The 19,642-nt window shown below is 57.7% G+C and carries 15 protein-coding genes; 10 read left to right on the top strand and 5 right to left on the bottom strand.

Annotated elements, in window-relative coordinates; translation table 11 throughout:
• Positions 1–97: 97 nt before the first annotated feature.
• Positions 98–2,371, bottom strand: coding sequence for an ATP-dependent helicase (locus F6Y09_RS03515; protein WP_152205513.1), 2,274 nt, complete (start codon positions 2,369–2,371; stop codon positions 98–100).
• A 106-nt stretch (positions 2,372–2,477) separates the two neighbouring features.
• Between F6Y09_RS03515 and F6Y09_RS03510 the strand changes: the two genes are divergently transcribed.
• Positions 2,478–2,861 carry a DUF2237 family protein gene (locus F6Y09_RS03510; protein WP_152205512.1) on the top strand — a complete coding sequence of 128 codons (384 nt, stop codon included), beginning with the start codon at positions 2,478–2,480 and terminating at the stop codon, positions 2,859–2,861.
• Between the two features lie 5 nt (positions 2,862–2,866).
• Positions 2,867–5,092, top strand: coding sequence for a tRNA(Met) cytidine acetyltransferase TmcA (locus F6Y09_RS03505; protein ID WP_246180283.1), 2,226 nt, complete (start codon positions 2,867–2,869; stop codon positions 5,090–5,092).
• On the opposite strand, the gene F6Y09_RS03500 is transcribed toward F6Y09_RS03505, so the two are convergent.
• A complete protein-coding gene (locus F6Y09_RS03500; protein WP_152205510.1) occupies positions 5,041–6,144 on the bottom strand; it encodes an enoyl-CoA hydratase/isomerase family protein in 1,104 nt (367 codons plus the stop codon). The genes F6Y09_RS03505 and F6Y09_RS03500 overlap by 52 nt on opposite strands.
• A 266-nt stretch (positions 6,145–6,410) precedes the next feature.
• Here F6Y09_RS03500 and F6Y09_RS03495 point away from each other — a divergent pair, with 266 nt between their 5' ends.
• Positions 6,411–6,698 carry a c-type cytochrome gene (locus F6Y09_RS03495; protein ID WP_152205973.1) on the top strand — a complete coding sequence of 96 codons (288 nt, stop codon included), beginning with the start codon at positions 6,411–6,413 and terminating at the stop codon, positions 6,696–6,698.
• A gap of 72 nt (positions 6,699–6,770) precedes the next feature.
• On the opposite strand, the gene ppnN is transcribed toward F6Y09_RS03495, so the two are convergent.
• Together ppnN and F6Y09_RS03485 are read right to left on the bottom strand one after the other, a co-directional pair.
• The gene (gene ppnN, locus F6Y09_RS03490; RefSeq protein WP_152205509.1) at positions 6,771–8,156 is read right to left on the bottom strand and encodes a nucleotide 5'-monophosphate nucleosidase PpnN; all 1,386 of its coding nucleotides are present in this window, start codon (positions 8,154–8,156) and stop codon (positions 6,771–6,773) included.
• Between the two features lie 82 nt (positions 8,157–8,238).
• Positions 8,239–9,255 carry a histone deacetylase family protein gene (locus F6Y09_RS03485; RefSeq protein WP_152205508.1) on the bottom strand — a complete coding sequence of 339 codons (1,017 nt, stop codon included), beginning with the start codon at positions 9,253–9,255 and terminating at the stop codon, positions 8,239–8,241.
• A 206-nt stretch (positions 9,256–9,461) separates the two neighbouring features.
• Between F6Y09_RS03485 and F6Y09_RS03480 the strand changes: the two genes are divergently transcribed.
• Entirely contained in the window at positions 9,462–10,916 is a 1,455-nt protein-coding gene (locus tag F6Y09_RS03480) for an NAD-dependent succinate-semialdehyde dehydrogenase (protein WP_152205507.1), read from the top strand.
• Between the two features lie 227 nt (positions 10,917–11,143).
• A complete protein-coding gene (gene uvrD, locus F6Y09_RS03475; protein ID WP_152205506.1) occupies positions 11,144–13,309 on the top strand; it encodes a DNA helicase II in 2,166 nt (721 codons plus the stop codon).
• A gap of 22 nt (positions 13,310–13,331) precedes the next feature.
• Here uvrD and F6Y09_RS03470 read toward each other — a convergent pair whose 3' ends face one another.
• Positions 13,332–13,730, bottom strand: a complete 399-nt coding sequence (locus F6Y09_RS03470) for an acyl-CoA thioesterase (RefSeq protein WP_152205505.1) — start codon at positions 13,728–13,730, stop codon at positions 13,332–13,334.
• Positions 13,731–14,008: 278 nt separating this feature from the next.
• On the opposite strand from F6Y09_RS03470, the gene F6Y09_RS03465 reads away from it, so the two are divergent.
• The 5 genes from F6Y09_RS03465 (at position 14,009) to phoU (ending at position 19,533) form a co-directional block, all read left to right on the top strand.
• On the top strand, positions 14,009–15,067 hold the full coding sequence (locus F6Y09_RS03465) for a substrate-binding domain-containing protein (RefSeq protein WP_152205504.1): 1,059 nt from the start codon (positions 14,009–14,011) through the stop codon (positions 15,065–15,067).
• Positions 15,068–15,216: 149 nt separating this feature from the next.
• On the top strand, positions 15,217–16,605 hold the full coding sequence (gene pstC, locus F6Y09_RS03460) for a phosphate ABC transporter permease subunit PstC (RefSeq protein WP_152205503.1): 1,389 nt from the start codon (positions 15,217–15,219) through the stop codon (positions 16,603–16,605).
• Entirely contained in the window at positions 16,598–17,875 is a 1,278-nt protein-coding gene (gene pstA / locus F6Y09_RS03455) for a phosphate ABC transporter permease PstA (RefSeq protein WP_152205502.1), read from the top strand. Before pstC ends, pstA begins: the two co-directional genes overlap by 8 nt.
• A gap of 10 nt (positions 17,876–17,885) precedes the next feature.
• Positions 17,886–18,776, top strand: a complete 891-nt coding sequence (gene pstB / locus F6Y09_RS03450; RefSeq protein ID WP_152205501.1) for a phosphate ABC transporter ATP-binding protein PstB — start codon at positions 17,886–17,888, stop codon at positions 18,774–18,776.
• A 34-nt stretch (positions 18,777–18,810) separates the two neighbouring features.
• Entirely contained in the window at positions 18,811–19,533 is a 723-nt protein-coding gene (phoU, locus tag F6Y09_RS03445) for a phosphate signaling complex protein PhoU (protein WP_152205500.1), read from the top strand.
• The last annotated feature ends 109 nt before the right edge of the window (positions 19,534–19,642 follow it).

The following is a 19,642-nucleotide window of genomic DNA, read 5'->3' as shown; positions in this document are numbered from 1 at the left end:
CACCACCTACGATGAATCTAAGCCAACGGATGCGGACCGTACAGGGTTTCAGAGGTGTTCGGGGCGATACTTACCAAGATTTCATGTCGGTAAGCGATTATTCCGCAGGGCTAAAGTAGAGATGGGCGCTTTTCTTGCTGAAATTCAGAGTCCGGCCGGAGTCAAATCTGACCTCGAAGGCGCTTTCGTCTTCGCCAATGACAGAGCCATTGCCAAAAATGGGATGGCTTAGCCGGGACTGGGCCCAGAGCGGCGCATTATTCGGGGCTGCCCCACCGACGTGTTCCGATTGCAGCTGAATTCCCTCGCGGGCGGCATAGCGGATGCTGACCGGCGAGAGCGGGCAAGCCAGAGACAATTCCTGCTGTGGATCCTGTTGTTCGTCGCCATTATTCTTGCTGCGTTCATCACAATAGCGGCCAAGGGTCTCGGACAGAGGAATACAGAGTTCGCCGATAAATCGACTCGGCGCCTGGTCGGCATCCACGGCGGGACGGGAACCTCCCGGGCGGGTGAGTAAGTGCAACTGGTTCCGGGTACGGGTCATGGCGACGTATAGCAGCCGGCGTTCGCTTTCGATAAAGGCCCGGTGATCGTCTGCCTGTCTCGGGCTGTAGGGCAGGTACTTCTCCTGCAGCCCCGGCAGAATGACTACCTGCCACTCCAAGCCTTTGGTGCGGTGAATGGTGGACAGTAAAACGCCTTCGTCCCGACTATTCCGGGCCTGGTCTTTCAGCGTGCGCAGGTGAGTCAGGGCTTCCTCGGCGCCGACGTCGAGACTGTCCAGATAATGTTGAAATCCGGTGATGGTATCGATGCGCTCATCTGCAGTTTCATGGGTTAGTGCCAGACTGCGGATACCGTCGAACAGTTCGGTTTTATCCGCATACTGACGGATCAGTTCGGAGACTCTGCCCGGGAAGTGGTTCAGCGCGACCAATGCTTCGCCCAGTTTCCTCAGCTTGCGTCCCGCCATCGGTGACAGGGCACCGTAATCCATTGCCAGCAGGCGCTCACCCCAGCCGTCACCAAAACCGGACAGGAACTGAGCCAGGTGGTTCAGTTCCGGCTCCTTCAGGCCGACGTGGGGAAACCGCAGTAACTGGCGGGCAGTGTTCTGTCGATCGGCTTCCGGTGTCTGGCCGATCGCGCCCGTCACCACCGTTAACAGACTGGTAATGGCATCCACTTCGCGACTGAACAGGGCGCCTTTACCCGCATCAATGCGATAGGGAATCTGCCGGGCAAGCAGGCGAAGCTCGATAGGAACACTCTGGCTCCAGACCCGGAACAGAATGGCGGTATCCGCCAGTGCCTCCGGTGCCGATTGCTCCAGCAGGCTGACGACCGTGTCGCTATCGCTGGCACATTCGTGGAGCTGGACCTCGGTCGCGGGTGTGCTCGGGTGGGAATGACAAAGCACATCCTTGCGGCCAGTGTTGTGACTGATCAGGTGATTGGCCAACAGGGCGACCCGATGACCGTAGCGGAAGGTGAAGCTCAGGGTCTGCTCAAGGGGACTGTCGAACTCGTCGCTGAAGCGGCTGAGGATGAATTCCGGTTTGGCGCCCCGGAACTCGTAAATGGTCTGGTCCGGATCACCGACCACCGTTACCCGGGCACGGTCACCGGCCGCATAACGCAGTAGCAGATGTTGTATTTCGTTGGTGTCCTGATACTCGTCAACCAGAATGAGGTCCATTTTATTGCCCACCAGACGCTGCAGTGGCGGGTTCTGATGTATCGCCATCACAGGCTCATAGAGCATGTCGGAAAAACTGATACGGCTTTCGGATTTACGCCATTGCTCAAAGCTGTGGAACAGGTCGACCAGGTATCGGTGACGCTCGTTAAAGCCTTCCTGCTCAAACACGATTTCGGCCGGTGCCAGGGAGGTTTTTACCCGGTCGATAAAGTTTGCTGCTGTTTCCACAAAGTCTTTCTTGCTGCGTTTGATCTCATCCTGCAGATCTTCCGGCGCCAGCCGCCGGGTCAGCATCCAGACCTGGAAGTTGATCTCCTGCTCGGTCAGGATCGACTCTGAAAAAGCCGGTAAGTAACCCTCTTTGATAAAACGCCGATACAGCCGTAAACCCATGGCGTGATAGGTGCGGACTTCCGGCAACGCGAGGCCGGAATCCCGGCTGATTGCCCGCAGTTTGAATTCGAAATCCTTGCGTGCACTGCGGTTGAACATCAGCACCAGCATGCGGGCCGGGTCGTGGCCCTGCTCCAGCAGATACCGGATGCGCCAGGCCAGGGTGGAGGTTTTGCCACTGCCCGCAACCGCCGTAATGACAGCGTGCTCGTAGCCGGCGGTGATGATGGCACGCTGTTCGTCGGTGAGAAAATCGGGCAGGTCTGTGGGCATGGCGTTATTGTAATGGGCAATTGGCGTCTCCGTAACCCGTCAACCATAATGGGCCGGAATTCAATGCCTCGATTCCTCGAACTCTTCCCCCAACAGGAGAAAAACCATGGTTAGCTCAAAAGCCGAAGCCGTTAATGTATTGGGCGAGATACTGGAGTCCTGCGGCTCGGACCCCAAAACCGGATTTTACCGGGACGGCTGCTGCAACACCGGCCCGGACGATCTGGGTCTGCATGTGGTCTGTGTTGTGGTCACTGATCGTTTTCTCGCCTTTTCCAGTGCCCAGGGTAACGACCTGAGTACACCGCGCCCGGAGTTTGGTTTTCCCGGCCTGAAAGAGGGCGACTCCTGGTGCCTGTGCGCCGCCCGCTGGCAGGAAGCCAATGAGGCAGACAGCGCGCCCAAGGTGAAACTTCGGTCGACCCATCTCAAAGCCCTCAAGCACTGTGCGCTGGATGATCTCAAACGCCATGCAATCGATTTGAGCTGATAACCGTGCCAGAGTCCATACAGCCGGTGGAGTGGGCGCGGTTGCAGAGCTCTTTGCAACAGGCCGGCCATCGCCAATTGGTGTTACTGGAGGGCGACCGGGCGGCCTCCCTGGCCTGGCTGGTGCAACACCTGCCAGCGTTGTCCCGCGCCAGGGGTGTCTGGAGCGGGCCGGCTGAGGATTGCCCGCAGCCAGGCCTGGCCATCATCAAGCCACAAAACGGCCGTCAATGGTTGGGCCGGGAGACCGACCTGCTGGTATGGGACGGCTGGCAGGGCAACCCGCCGGACAGTCTGGCGGCGTTGACCGGCACCTTGATGGCGGGCGGACTGTGGTTCTGGCTGATGCCGCCGCTGCCGGAATGGCAACAGTTTGACGATCCGGATTACGCCCGGACCGCGCTGACCGGGGCGAAGGCTCACGCTTTTGCACAGCGAATGGCCGGGCTGATACTGGCAGACTCCGATGTAATCCGGATCAATACCGTTACCGGTCAATGCCTTGGGCTGAAACCGGAGACCTCTGTTCCGCGAGCCTTTGAGATAGCTGCAACATCGGACCAGAACCGGGCTGTCGAGCAGGTTGTACGCTGCGGGCTGGGCCGACGCCGTCGGCCACTGGTCATAACCGCCGACCGGGGCCGGGGTAAATCCGCGGCATTGGGCATCGCCGCGGTTGGCTTATTGAACGCCGGTCGTCAACATCTTGCCGTGACGGCGCCTTCACCGGACGCAGTCCATACGCTGTTCCTGCATGCCCGTCAGGCCGCGGGGGTAGATCAGGTCGCTGCTGATTCCGATCATGAAATTCGCCTTCTTAATGGCGGCAGCCTGAAGTTTTACGCCATTGATGAACTTTTGCGGTTGCAGCCCCCGGCCGAACTGGTGCTGGTGGACGAGGCTGCGGCGATTCCGGCCCCGTTATTGAAACGCGTGCTGTTGGGCTGGCCACGGGTGGTGTTTGCCTCAACCGTTCATGGCTACGAGGGCTCGGGACGGGGCTTCACCATCCGTTTCCGGCAGGTGCTGGACGAACATACGCCGAACTGGCACGCCCTGCGGCTCGATCAGCCCATTCGCTGGGCCGCCGACGATCCGCTGGAACGACTGGTCGACCGCTTGTATCTGCTGCGGGCCGGGCAGTCCGAGGCCGATGCGGAGGCTGGTGATTGCCATATCGAACAATGGCGCCCTGCTGAGGGCTCCGAGGCGGATCTGGATGCCGCGTTCGGGCTGCTGGTGGATGCTCATTACCGCACCACCCCGGGGGATTTGCGGCAATGGCTGGATGACCCCGAGGCCACAACCTGGCTGGCGCGCCGTGGCAACCAGGTTGTCGGTGTGCTGTGGATGACCCGGGAAGGCAATTTCCCCAAACCGCTTGCTGAGCAGGTGATGCAGGGCAGGCGCCGCATGCGGGGGCACCTGCTGCCGCAATCTTTGGCGAACCACAGCGGTTTTGCCGAGGCGGCAACCTTGTCGATGGGGCGTATTGTGCGTATTGCTGTCAACGACCGTGAGCGCCGCCGCGGCCTGGGGCAGCAATTGGTTGCCGCCGCCCGCCGCCATGGGAAAAGCGTGGGGCTGGATGCCCTTGGCACCAGCTTTGGCGCCAGCCTCGATTTGCTGGCGTTCTGGCATAAATGCGGGCTGTCGGTCATGCGTCTGGGCTTGCAGCGGGAAGCCAGCAGCGGCGAGTTTGCGGTGCAGATGCTCCGCGGTCTCAGCGACGCAGGGGTCGACCTGGCCGGACGAATGCAGGTGCGTCTGAGTGAACACTGGCAAACGCTGGTGCCTCGGGTATGGCGCGCGCTGGCACCGGATTTGTTGATAGCGTTGACGGCCCGGTTGCCAGCGGGTCCGGCACTGACGACGGATGACCTGCGCGAGCTGGCGGGGTTCAGCGAAGGCGCCCGGGGTTTCGAGATCACGCTCTTACCGCTGCAGCGGCTGACCCGGCAGGTCGGGGTAGTTGACAAGCTCCAGAGTGCTGAGGATGCAGATCTCTGGTGCCGGATGGTGCTGCAAACCTGGCACTGGGCGGAGCTACAGACGGCAGGTTATAGCACCGGCCGTCGCGAAGCGGAGAACCGCCTGAGAAAGCGCGCCGCTGAGCTACTCCGTACTTACAATAATCGCGATCTGGAAGACCCGGAGAAGCTGGAAAAGCTGGAGAGAACTCAGAGATTGGCCAGGGGATCGTCCCGGTCACTCCAGGGTGGCACAAAGTAGAGTTCCACGTGTTCGTGAGATACCTCCCGGATCTGGTGGCAGGACCATCTGGGTGCCTGGTCCCGGTCAATCAGCCGGGCGCGGATCCCTTCGGCAAGATCCGGCTGACCGGCACACCGGGTGGCCATCACAAGCTCCATCCGGAAGATGTCCTTCAGCGACATCTGTCGCCCTCGCTTCAGCTGCTCGTGCAATAACCAGGCTGACACCGGATTACCGCCGACAAGAGACTGCATACACCTGTGCCACCACTCCGAGTTCACCGGCTCAGCCTGCAATCGATCAACAATGTCGGCCAGATCACCTTCACCACATATCCGGCCGATAGTCTGTTCATGCTGCATCAGCTGGCTTGGTGGCAAGGTTTCATAGGGTGGCGTGCTGATCCGGTTGAGTAGACGGTACAACCGGCTGTCGTCGGTAGCGACCTCGCCGCTCCAGCGTTGGGACTGCAAGGCGTCCAGCAAGCTATCGCGCTGGTCGGCGTATACGGCGATGTCTGCCAGGCCAATCCTCAGGGCATCGGTGGCATTAAGGCACGCACCGGTCAGGCCCAGGAAAAGCCCCAGGCCCTCAGGTAGCCGGTTCAGAAACCAGCTGGCGCCGACGTCGGGAAACAAACCAATGCCCACTTCCGGCATTGCCATGATCAGATCCGGTGTGACCAGCCGGTAGCGGCAGGCGGCCAGAATGCCCAGGCCACCCCCCATCACTACCCGCCGGGCCCAGCCGATTACCGGTTTGGGATACCGATGAAGGGTGTAATCGAGGTGATACTCCTTGCTGAAAACCCGGGCAGCGGTGCGTTCTGCCTCCGGGCCATTGAGGGCCGGATATAACTGCCGGATATCACCGCCTGCGCAAAATGCTTTTTCACCCGCGCCCTGGATCATCACCAGGCAAATGCGGTCGTCGTTTTCCCATTGGTCCAGCTGCGCCTGCATGGTGTCGATCATCTGCTCGGACAACGCATTCATGGTCTCCGGGGCGTCCAGGGTTACCACACCAAGCATTCCTTCCAGGCATTGACGCTCTTCACTGTGTATCGGCATGTCAGGTGTGGCCTCCTCAAGAATTGGAACCAGTCTCGCACAGGGCGACACTTTCGATTGAATTGCCCGCCGAAAGAACAGGACAAACGTCGCAAACCCTCGTAGAACCCCCCATAGTGACCTGGGTTGTTTGTGTCTGCTGTCGTCTGTGCTATAAATCAAGCGACCAAAAATGTCAGCCTGAGCTGATGCATATTAAGAGAGATGAGAGGGTAGAATCCATGAAACTGAAGAACCAAGTTGCTCTGTGTTTTGCGACCTTGTTGATGGCCAGCCCGGGCATATCTCTGGCTGCCGATGCGGCCGCCGGTAAGGCAAAGGCCGCAGTATGCGCGGCATGCCACGGCGCTGACGGCATTGCACAGATTCCCGGGTATCCGAACCTGGCCGGCCAGAATGAGGCCTATCTGGTGTCCTCACTGAAAGCCTACAAAAGCAAGCAGCGTAACGGTGGCCAGGCGGCCATTATGCAGGCTCAGGCAAGTGGCTTGAGCGATGACGATATCGCCAATCTTGCCGCCTATTACGCAAGTTTGCCTGCTGGCGGCAAGTAATCGGGTTCGACTGCTGCGTTGGCATCCCCCCGGGCGCTCGTTGGCAGCGACCCGGATGGCCCGGATGTGTTGTTAAACTTTTTCTGCTGTGACGATCCGGTAGCTGGGCTTGTAGGCCGAGGTTCCGGGCAGCTTCATACGGTTCTGTTTCACAAACGCTTCCAGCATGGCTTCCAGCGGTTTTAGCAGAGCCGGATCGCCGGAGATTTCGAACGGTCCTTTCTCCTGAACCTGTCGGATACCCTGTGCTTTGACATTGCCCGCGACAATACCGCTGAAGGCTTTACGCAGGTTGGCGGCAATCATATGGACCGGCTGGTCTTTATGCAGTTCCAGCGCCAGCATACTGGCGTGGTCAGGTTCAAACGGCAGTTGGAAGACCGGGTCAATCTTAAGCATCCAGTTGAAGTAGTAGGCATCCTGCATGGCCCGCCGGAAGGTCTCCACATCCGCAATGCCTTTTTTCATGGTCTGGGCCACCCGGGCCGGATCGTTGATGATGATCTCGTACTTTTCAGCCGCTTTTTCGCCCAGGGCGTTGCGAATGAATTCGTCGATCATGTGAAAATACTCGGCATTTTCCGGCAGACCAGTGAAAACAACCGGAAACGGCAGATCAATATTGTCCGGATGTAGCAGTATGCCCAGCAGATAGAGTATTTCTTCCGCCGTGCCGACGCCGCCGGGGAAGACGATAATGCCGTGACCCGCCCGTACGAATGCCTCCAGGCGCTTTTCGATGTCCGGCATGATCACCAGTTCATTGACGATCGGGTTGGGTGCTTCGGCGCCGATAATGCCGGGTTCGGTCAAGCCGATGTAGCGGCCGTTTTTCACTCGCTGTTTGGCGTGGCCTATGGTGGCGCCCTTCATCGGTCCTTTCATGGCACCCGGTCCGCAGCCGGTGCAGATGCTCAGGCCGCGCAGGCCGAGTTCGTGCCCGACATCCTTGCTGTAAACGTACTCTTCCCGGCTGATGGAATGGCCGCCCCAGCATACCACCATGTCCGGCTGTCGCCCGGATTGAAGCACTCGTGCATTACGCAGGATGTGGAAAATCAGGTTCGTGATATCTGCCGGTTCCTGGCGATTGAAGCCGGCGGCAGTGGTAGGTATCGAGTTTGAATAGACGATATCCCTGAGCACCGAAAACAGGTGCTCGCGAATCGCCCGTAACATTTCGCCATCCACAAAGGCGCTTGCGGGCGCATTGATCAACTCCAGCTTCAGGCCTCTTGGCTGCGGCACCAGCCGCACATCGAAATCGGCATGGGCCTCCATGAGTCTCTTGCAGTCGTCGGTTTCCACTCCGGTATTGAGTACCGCCAGGGCACATTGCCGGAACAATTGGTACAAACCCCCTTCACTGCGGTCTTTGAGCCGGTTTACCTCGTGGTTGGACAGAATTTCAAGACTGCCCTCGGGGGACACCAACGCATTCATTTTGGCCTGACTCATGTAACAGAAAGCTCCTGAAAATGGGGGGCTTCCATCGAACTGGAAGCCCTTTAGGTAATGACTGAGCAGTCCTGCTCCGGAATCAGATTCCCAAGCCATTAAAGAATTGCTGCACGTTTTCGCTCAGGGTTTCGATATCATAGCCGCCTTCCTGAACCACCAGCGTGGGTAATCCGGCGCGACCGATGCGCTTGCCGAGATGGCTGAAGCCCTCGGAGCTCACGGATACCTTGGCCTGAGGGTCATCCTTGTAAATATCGAACCCCAGGGTGAGCACCATGGCGTCAGGCTGGAACAGTTTGATGGCGGCCATGGCTTCTTCCAGACGGTTGAAGAAATCCTGCTCGGACGAGCCGTGGGGCATCGGCAAATTGATGTTGTAGCCGTAGCCCTCACCTTCGCCCCGTTCGTCTTCGAAGCCAGCGACTACCGGGTAAAAATTGGTTGGGTCACCGTGGATGGAAACGTAGAGCACGTCGCTGCGCTGGTAAAAAATTTCCTGAATGCCCTGGCCGTGATGCATGTCGGTATCAAGAATCACCACCCGAGGGAATTTGCGGGTCAGCTTTTCGGCGGCGATGGCCGCGTTGTTGAGGTAGCAAAACCCACCTGCCGCTGCGCGGCGGGCGTGATGTCCGGGGGGGCGGCAGACGGCGTAAGCGGTGCGCTCGCCTGCCAACAATGCGTCGGCGGCGCCCAGGGCTGTCTGGGCCGACCAGTACGCAGCATGCCAGGTATTTTCTCCAATCGGGCAACTGCCATCGGCAAGGTAACAGGCCGCTTCCGCAAGAATGCCCTTCATGGCATTGGGGGAGCGGACAAAAATATTGGACATCACCTCATCGCCCCAGTCTTCAGGGATCTCCTTCCAGCGCCGATGGGCGGACTCAAGGAATCTCAGATAGCCAAGGTCATGAACCTTTGAGATTGCACCGGCGCCCTGGTCTGCCGGTTGCAGCACCGGCACGCCCAACGCTTTCAGGCCCTCCAGCATTTGTCCCGTGCGGTCCGGCACTTCCTGGGGCTGGCGCATCTGGCCCCGGGTAAAGTAGGTTTTCGGGATGTGCTGATCTTGTGCAGGGTGGAAAAATGCTTTCATTGTCCGGCCTCCTCTGAGTTTATCCACCGAGTATAGGCATACCGGGGGGCGGGTCAAAAGCCCTGTTGCTTTACAGAGCTGAAATCTGCAGCCACTATAAACCAACTAACCCTGGGCCGTGTGCAAACCCTGTTGTTGAAAGCACCACAGAAAGCTCACGACACCAATCCACAATAATGCACACTAATGCACACTAAGGAGCCGATATGATTGAGTCACCCTTATTGAAAAATCTTACAGGCTACATCGGCGGGCGCTGGTCGGATGCATCCGATGGTAACCGGTTTGACGTGTATAACCCGGCAACCGGCGACCGGATCGCGCAGGTGGCTTCGATGACGGCGGACGACGTCAACGCCGCAGTCGAGGCCGGTAAGCAAGCCCTGAGGCTGGGCTCGCCCTATTCTCTCGAGACCCGTCGTGGCTGGCTCGAAGGCATCCGGGATGCACTGATTGACAACAAGGAAGAAGTTGGCCGTATTCTGTGCATGGAGCATGGCAAGCCGCTTCAGGAAGCACAGGGTGAAGCGGTATACGCCGCCGGCTTCTTCGATTATTGCGCCAAGCACATTCAGGCGCTGGATGCCCATACCCTGACTGAAAAGCCGAAGGACTGCACCTGGACGGTTCACTATCGCCCCATCGGCGTCACAGGGCTGATCACACCCTGGAACTTCCCGGTCGGCATGATAGCCAAGAAGCTTTCTGCGGCCCTGGCTGCCGGTTGTCCGTCGGTCATCAAGCCCGCCAGTGAAACACCCCTGACCATGATTGCACTGTTCTCTCTCATGCACGAAAAGGTCGACCTGCCCACGGGTATGGTCAACCTGGTCATGGGCAAAGCCAGCGTGATCGGCAAGGTGCTCTGTGAGCATCCGGATGTACCGATGCTGAGCTTTACCGGCTCCACCGAGGTGGGTCGGAAACTGCTGGTAGACACTGCCGATCAGGTGAAAAAGCTGGCCCTCGAGCTGGGTGGCAACGCACCCTTCATCGTATTCGAAGACGCCGACCTGGACGCAGCCGCCGATAACCTGATGGCCAACAAGTTTCGGGGTGGCGGTCAGACCTGTGTGTGTGCCAACCGCATATTTGTCCATGAAAACGTCATAAATGCGTTCGGAGAAAAACTGGCAGAACGCGTCAATCGCATGACCATCGGTGATGGCATCAAGGGGGATGTGGACCTTGGCCCGCTGATCAACAAGGCTGGTTTCGATAAAGTACGCCGGCATGTCGAAGACGCGCTGGAAAAAGGCGCCGGCCTGGTAGCCGGCCGCAATCCTTCAGAACTCAGCGGTAAAGACCTGTTTTATCCGCCGACGGTGCTCTCCGGTGTTACCCGGGAGATGGCCTGTTCGCGAGAGGAAACCTTTGGTCCATTGGTGCCGATGGCCTCGTTCCGCACCGAAGAGGAGGTCATCAAGGCGGGTAACGATACCGAGTTCGGGCTGGCCGCTTATGTCTTTACGGCCAATGCGGAGCGTGCCCAGCGCGTCACGGCGGAACTGCGATTCGGCCATGTCGGCTGGAATACCGGTACCGGCCCGACGCCGGAGGCACCGTTTGGCGGCATGAAGGCCTCAGGTATTGGCCGTGAAGGCGGGCTTGAAGGCTTGTTCGAATTTGTCGAAGCGCAGACGGTACCTCGGGCGTTCTGATCTGATCCTGCCATAAATAAAGCCCTGTTTTCGATTCCTGTTGCTGGCCAGGGCCAGCGTCAAGACCGGAAACAGGGTAACAATACCGCTATGACCGACCCCGAGTCGTGGGTCCGTGCGCTCGCCAGCAAGTTCGTTGAACTCCTCCCGCAGTGTATTGCCCACGTGACCGGCCCGGCCTGTTATAATCCGGCCACCAATTCACCTGCACACAGCGATGTCTGCCCATGGATGTTTCCCCGATCATTGACCCCCTCAACGACGCCCAGAGGGAGGCGGTTACTGCCCAGAATGACCATTTGCTGGTGCTGGCCGGTGCCGGTAGTGGCAAGACCCGGGTGCTGGTGCATCGGATGGCGTGGTTGATGCAGGTGGATCAGTTGCCACCCACCAGCCTGCTGGCGGTGACCTTTACCAATAAAGCGGCGCGGGAAATGCGCTACCGGATTGAGCAGATGATGAACCTGCCTACCCGGGGAATGTGGTTTGGCACCTTTCACGGTATTGCCCACCGGCTACTGCGTACCCACTGGCAAGATGCCGGTCTGCCGGAGAATTTCCAGGTGCTGGACAGCGACGACCAGATTCGCATGGTCAAGCGGGTGATGCGGGAGTTCCAGATTGACGAGAGCCGGTGGCCACCCAAGCAGGCCCAGTGGTTTATCAACAGCCAGAAGGACGAAGGGCTGCGGGCGGATCATAGCCAGGACAACCCGGACGATCACTTCACCTCCACCATGCTGAAGATCTACCGCCAGTACGAGAAGCTTTGCCAACAGGCGGGTCTGGTGGATTTTGGCGAGTTATTGCTACGGGCCCATGAACTCTGGCTCTATCGTCCCCAGTTGCTGGCCCACTACCAGAGCCGTTTCCGGCACATTCTGGTAGACGAGTTCCAGGACACCAACACTATTCAGTACGCTTTCTTGCAAGTGCTGGCGGGTAACCGTGTGCCCCTGACTGTCGTGGGGGACGACGACCAGTCCATCTACGGCTGGCGCGGCGCCAAGATCGAGAACATCCAGCAATACCAGCGCGATTTCCCCAACGCCCGTCTGGTGCGGCTGGAGCAGAATTACCGCTCTACCCAGCTTATTCTGAAGGCTGCCAACTCGGTGATTGCCAACAATCAGGGCCGGTTAGGCAAAGAGCTCTGGACCGAGGGCGACGAGGGCGAGCCGATCAGCCTGTACGCGGCCTTCAATGAACAGGACGAAGCCAACTACATTGCCGATACCATTGCCAGCTGGGTGTCCGAGGGCAACCTGCGCAGTGAATGCGCCATTCTTTACCGCTCAAATGCCCAGTCCCGGGTGCTGGAAGCGTCCCTGATGCGCCAGGGCATGCCCTACCGGGTTTATGGTGGCCTGCGATTCTATGATCGTCAGGAAATCCGCAACGCCCTGGGATACTTGCGGCTGGCGCATTACCGCAATGATGACTCGGCCTTTGAGCGGGTGGTGAACATCCCGCCCCGGGGCATAGGCGCCAAGAGTCTGGCGGATGTCCGCGAACTGGCCCGCGAAGAGAGTCTGTCTTTGTGGGAGGCGTCCCACCGGTTGCTGGCAGCAGGTCAACTGAAAGGCCGTGCCAAAACGGGACTGCAGCGATTTATCGATATCATAGAGGAACTCTCGGTCCTTGCCCCCAATGCCACGCTACAGGGGCTGATGAAACAGACCATCGCCGACAGTGGCCTGCGCGACTATCACCGCAATGAAAAAGGCGAGAAAGGTCAGGCCCGGGTCGAGAACCTCGATGAGCTGATCAACGCCATGGCGGATTTCGAGGTGGACGGTGAAATGGACGCGTTGTCTGAATTTATTGCTCAGGCCGCCCTGGACGCCGGAGAATCCCAGGCCGAAGCCCATGAAGACAGCGTCCAGTTGATGACCCTGCATTCGGCCAAGGGCCTGGAATTTCCCCTGGTATTTCTGGCAGGCGTGGAGGAGGGGTTGTTCCCTCACAGCATGTCTCTGGAAGAGCCCGGGCGGATGGAAGAGGAACGCCGCCTGGCGTACGTCGGTATTACCCGGGCGATGAAAAAGCTGGTGCTGACCTACGCCGAATCCCGCCGCCTCTATGGCCAGGAAAAATTCAACGCGCTGTCACGATTTGTGCGGGAAATCCCCAGTGACTGTCTGCAGGAAGTGCGTTTGCGTAACACGGTGACCCGACCGGTCAGTATGCAACGGCCGAACCAGAGCATGTTCAGCCAGGACTCTGCTCAACAGTCCGGTTTCAGTCTCGGCCAGTGTGTGCGGCATCCGAAATTCGGTGAAGGCGTGGTGATGAACTGCGAAGGCACCGGCCATCACACCCGCGTACAGGTCAACTTTGACGAGGGCGCGAAATGGCTGGTACTGGCGTATGCGCCGCTGGAAGCCTGTTAGAAACGGGATCGGGGGGGCAGTACTACTGCTCCGGAACTTCCCGAATCCGACCGTGCTCGTCTATCGCAACAAAGACAAACAGGGCCTCGGTGACCTTGCGTGGTGTGCTGGCGCTGCGGTCCAGAGTCCAGACTTCGACCCTGATTTTCATGGAACTGCGGCCAATATCCACCAGCTCGCAATAACAGCTCACCTGGGAGCCGACCCGTAACGGCGACAGGAACTCCATGCGGTCGATGGCGACGGTGGCGTTGCGGCCCCGGGATATCCGCCCGGCCCTGGATGCAGCCGCAATGTCCATTTGTTTGACCACCCAGCCAGCATAGACGTCGCCATTGGCGTTGGTGTCCGACGGTAATGGAATTACCTGAATGGTCAGTTCCCCGCGGGGCGTGGGTTTATCGTCATCAAGCGCTGTCATGAGAGCTACCTTTTTTCTTTTTGAACGGTTGCCGTGATCGGATGGGCTCTCATGGTAAAGCTCCGGGCGCCGGCTGCAAGAAATAATCATTCCCATGGATATATTTCAGTGGATGTCACAAAGTTGTCATACTGTGCCTTTATTCTTCATCCATCGGCTCACCCGCGCCGGTTTGCCTGAAGGACAGAAACAGAACAGGCTCAGCCAAGACTGAGGTTTCTCGACTTTCAGCACTGATAAATAGCTGATACAGCTAACGCGAATGACGGAGAACCAACGTGATCAAACTGAAAACAGCCCTCACATCTCTGACCCTTGCAGGCAGCATTGCCGCTATTTCTGCACCGGCCATGGCCCGCGATACCATCAACATCGTCGGCTCTTCCACTGTTTACCCGTTCGCTACCGTGGTGGCCGAGCGTTTTGGCCGTAACACCGACTTTCCGACTCCGAAGCTTGAATCTACCGGTTCCGGTGGCGGCCTGAAGCTGTTCTGTGAAGGTGTGGGTACCCAGCACCCGGATATTACCAACGCTTCCCGTCGTATGAAGACTAGCGAGTTCGAGAACTGCCAGGCCAACGGCGTCAAGGAAATCATCGAAGTACGTATCGGTGCTGACGGTATCGTTATCGCTAACTCCAAAGATGCGGAAAAGCTTGACCTGACCCTGGAGCAGGTGTTCCTGGCCCTGGCCAAGGACGTACCAAACCCGGACGGTGGTGACGAGCTGATCGCCAATCCTTACATGAAATGGAGCGACATAGACTCCAGCCTGCCAGACTTTGAAATCAGCGTAATGGGTCCGCCTCCCACTTCAGGTACCCGCGACGCATTCGTTGAACTCGCTATGGAGAGCGGTTGCAAACAGTTCGATATGATCGCCCAGATGGAAGATGAGAACGAGGACAAGTTCAAGAGCGTGTGTCACAGCATGCGCGAAGACGGCCCGTTCATTGAAGCCGGCGAAAACGACAACCTGATCGTACAGCGCCTGGCGCAGGATCCGGAAACTCTGGGTATCTTCGGTTACAGCTTCCTGATGGAAAACAGTGGCCAGATCCAGGCAGCGAGCGTAAACGGCGTTGAGCCGACGCCTGAAGCCATTTCCAGCGAAGACTATCCGGTTGCCCGTTCACTGTGGTTCTACGTCAAGAAGGCACACGTAGGTGTTGTTCCGGGTATTCCGGAATACGTAGCCGAGTTCACCAGCGAAAGCACCTGGGGTGATAACGGTTACCTGGTAGATGTAGGCCTGATCCCAAACCCTCGTAACGAGCGCATGGAGATTGCCAAAGCTGTGAAAGAACTGAAGCCGATGACCGGTAACGAACTGTAGGATCTGGTTAGGTCGCGTCAGGGATGACGGTAAAGGAGCGCGGGCCATCGGGTCCGCGCTCCTTTGTTACAGCTGGATGAATATTTTTGTGCGGCAAACTGGCAAAATAGGCGCCCAGCTAACTCAAAGCCACCAATACGGAGACTGATATGCAGACGGCCAATCTTCTGCCACTGGTTCTGGTTCTTGCCGTGGTTGCCTATGGCCTCGCGTACATGCGATCCCGCGCTGTGGCAGCGCCCCTCGGCGGCATCCGGAACCTCAAGGCTCTTCCTTTTTACTATGCGGCGCGTGCCGCACTTTGGTGCGCCATTCCAGCACTGATTGTGCTGGCGACCTGGGCCGGTTTCGAAGGCAAGATTATACAGGGCATCGTGATTGCCACTTTGCCTCCGGATACCTGGCCCGAATCTCCCGGGCAGGCCAGCCTGATTCTCTCCCAGATCAGCAACGTCGCAGCCGGCAAGCTTAATCCTGAATTTGTGCCGGAGCATATTGCCGGGGCAGCGTCGGTACTTGAAGCGATGGAAAGCCGGAGCGAAAACTTCAAGGCCACCCTTGTTTTATTGATCGCAGTATTGGGGGGCACGTTTGCGTGGACCCGAGTCGCGCCCCATATCAACGCCCGAAAAAACGTAGAAACAACCCTGCGCAGAATTTTCTTTGTATGCGCCGCGCTGGCAGTTTTGACCACAGCGGGCATCGTATTTTCGGTGTTTTTTGAAACGGTACGCTTCTTCAACCGAGTGCCGATTACAGAGTTCTTGTTCGGGACCAGCTGGAGCCCGCAGACCGCTTTGCGGGCTGATCAGGTTGGTTCCGACGGCGCTTTTGGCGTCATCCCTCTGTTCACGGGCACCCTTTTGATTTCTGCCATTGCTCTGTTAGTTGCGGTGCCGATTGGCTTACTGTCTGCCATTTACCTTTCAGAGTATGCCAGTAAACGAATGCGATCGACCATAAAGCCCGTGCTGGAGATGCTGGCGGGCATTCCCACCGTCGTTTACGGCTTTTTTGCTGCGCTAACCGTTGCCCCTTTTATTCGAGATCTCGCAGGACTGGTGGGTATGGAAGCTTCTTCCCAGAGCGCACTGGCCGCAGGCCTGGTAATGGGCATCATGATAGTGCCGTTTGTGTCATCGCTGTCGGACGACGTGATCAATGCAGTACCTCAGACCATGCGAGATGGCTCCCTGGCGCTCGGTGCGACTCAGTCGGAAACCATGAAGAAGGTCATTTTTCCGGCGGCGCTGCCGGGCATTATCGGCGGTATCCTGCTGGCGGCATCCCGTGCCATTGGCGAAACCATGATTGTGGTGATGGCAGCAGGGCTGGCAGCCAACCTGACAGCCAATCCGCTGGAATCGGTAACGACAGTGACCGTTCAGATTGCAACATTGCTGGTGGGTGACCAGGAGTTTGACAGCGCCAAGACCCTGTCTGCCTTTGCATTGGGCATGCTGTTGTTCATCGTGACGCTGCTGCTCAACGTGGTCGCACTGAAGATTGTACGCAAATATAGGGAACAGTATGACTGATCAACGTTCTCAGGCGGAGATAGTCCGCAAGTCCCTGAAGCGCCGGTACCGTAAGGAACGCAGGTTCCGTCTGTACGGTATGCTGGCGATTTTCATCGCGCTTGCGTCCCTGGTCACCCTTTTCGCCGACATTATCAGCAAAGGGCACACAGGGTTCGTAAAGACCACCATCACCCTGGATGTGAATCTCGATTCCGAATTGATGTATCTGGAGGATCCGACCGATGCGGATCAACGGTCCATGGCGGATTTTGTCGCACCGATTGTCGCCGCATTGCAGGAGCAGCTTCCGGAAGTGGACGGCGCAGGTGAGAAGCGTGAGTTGGGTCGTTTGCTGGGAACCTATGCCGCTAGCGAAATTAGCGATGTACTGATAAATAATCCGGAACTTCTGGATACTACTCAGACTATTGAGTTCCTCGCCCATGACCGGGTATCGGTATACGTCAAGCACGCGGGCAATCCCCGGTACAGCATTAAACTCTCCGAGCAGCAACAACGCTGGGTGGATGAGCTGTTGGAGAAAGGGGTTATCGATACCAGCTTCAACGACGTGCTGTTCAGCCGTGGTGACTCCAGGGAGCCTGCCAATGCGGGTGTTCTTGGCGCGATTGTCGGCTCTCTGCTGACCATGCTGGTGACTCTGGCCATTTCGTTTCCCGTGGGTATTGCGGCGGCAGTTTACCTGGAAGAATTCGCGCCCGAGAACAAGCTTACCGATTTCATCGAGGTCAACATCAACAACCTGGCCGCGGTGCCGTCGATCATCTTCGGTCTGCTGGGCCTTGCGGTCTTCATTGGTCTCTTTGGCATGCCGCGTTCGGTGCCCGTGGTGGGCGGTCTGGTGTTGGCGCTGATGACGCTGCCGACGATCATCATTTCCAGCCGCGCCGCTATCAAGAGCGTGCCGCCCTCTATACGTGAGGCGGCCGAGGGTGTCGGAGCTTCCAAGATGCAGGTGGTGCTCCATCACGTGATACCTCTGGCGATGCCCGGTATGCTGACCGGTTCCATCATCGGTATGGCCCAGGCCCTGGGGGAGACGGCCCCGTTGCTATTGATTGGCATGGTGGCCTTTATCGTGGACGTACCGGGCGGCTTTTTCGACTCAGCCACTGTACTGCCGGTACAGATTTACCTTTGGGCCAGCAGCTCCGAACAGGGGTTTGTCGAGCTGGCATCGGCCGCCATCATGGTGCTGCTCACCTTCATGATCAGTATGAACGCACTGGCGATCTGGCTGCGCAAGCGGCTTGAGCGTCGCTGGTAAGGAGAACGATATGAACACGATGAATCCGAGTATTTCCGCGAAAGCCGACAGGCGAGACCAAGGAGCAGAGATTCCGGTGCCGCAAGACAAGCCAGAGGACACGGTAATCGAAGAAGGCAAGACGGTTGGAAAGCCGTTTGTCAACGACCCCAAGTTCAAATTGCGTAACGTGAACGTTTCCTATGGCAGTGATCGCGCCATCAAAAACATCAGCATTGATATTGGTAAACACGAGGTTATCTCCTTTATTGGCCCGTCCGGCTGCGGTAAATCGACGTTCCTGCGTTGTCTCAATCGCATGAACGACAGTATCCAGATCTGTCGGGTTGAAGGTCAGCTCATGCTGGACGACGAGGATATTTACCATTCGAAGAGAGATGTCGTTGAGCTCCGCGCTCGGGTGGGCATGGTGTTCCAGAAGCCGAACCCGTTTCCCAAATCCATCTACGATAATGTCGCCTATGGCCCCCGAATTCACGGCCTGGCGAATCGCAAGTCCGATCTCGACGAAATTGTCGAGAATAGCCTGCGCAAAGCCGGATTGTGGGAAGAGGCGAAGGACCGTCTCGACGCCATCGCAACGGGCATGTCCGGCGGCCAGCAGCAGCGTCTGTGCATCGCGAGGGCCATCGCGGTGAGCCCGGAAGTGATTCTGATGGACGAGCCCTGTTCAGCACTGGACCCGATTGCAACCGCAAGGATTGAGGAACTGATCGCCGATATGTCCAAGAGTTATACGATTGTCATTGTGACCCACTCCATGCAACAGGCAGCGAGGGTGTCCGATCGCACCGCGTATTTCCATCTGGGGCACCTGGTGGAAGTGAACGAAACCAACAAGATATTCACTTCACCGCAACACGAGCTTACCGAATCCTACATTACTGGCCGTTTTGGCTAGGCCGCGCGCTGAAGAGCATCAGGAGATGACTAAAATGAAGAAAGATAAGGAAAATGCCTACGGCGACCATATCTCCCATGATTTCAACAATGACCTGGCGGCCCTGAAAGCCGATTTCCTGAAAATGGGCGGCATGGTTGAAGAGCAGCTCAATAACGCGGTGATTGCGCTGATAGATGGCGACGGTAATCTGGCTGATGAGGTGCGGGCGAAGGATAAAATCGTCGACAAACTGGAGTTGGAACTCGACGAAGAAGCTACCCGAATAATTGCCCGTCGTCAGCCTGCTGCCAAGGATCTTCGCCTGGTCATCGCCGTGATCAAAATGGTGGCAGACCTGGAGCGGGTGGGGGACGAAGCCAAGAAAATTGCCAAGTTTGCCATGGTCCTGGCAGAAGAAGGCCAGGCACCTCGTGGCTATATTGAAGTGCGCCATATATCCAGCCACGTATCAGCGATGCTTCACGATGCGCTGGATGCCTTCGCCCGGCTGGATTCCGAGCAGGCGCTGCGGGTCATGAAGGAAGATAAAATGGTGGATGAAGAGTACAAAGCCGCCACCCGGACCCTGCTGACGTTCATGATGGAAGATGCCCGCAACATTTCACGTTGTATGTCGGTGATGTGGGTGCTGAGAGCCCTTGAACGGGTGGGCGATCATGCCTGCAATGTGGCTGAACATGTTATTTTCATGGTCGAGGGGGAGGACGTTCGTCATTCGTCGGTTGAGACAGCAGAGAAAGTTGTTGGTCGTTAATAGCTGTGGGAACCTGCAGGTTTGACGCTTCATCACCTGCGGGTTGCCAAGCTGTCTTTTTTGTAAAGGTTTGAGCCTTGTTCTGGTTCCGGTCGCGTGTCATAAGTAG

Origin of the sequence: Marinobacter changyiensis (genome assembly GCF_009193265.1) — a bacterium.
Taxonomy (GTDB): domain Bacteria; phylum Pseudomonadota; class Gammaproteobacteria; order Pseudomonadales; family Oleiphilaceae; genus Marinobacter; species Marinobacter changyiensis.
The sequence above is the reverse complement of the archived record's forward strand: the minus strand, read 5'-3'. Positions and strand labels throughout refer to the sequence as shown.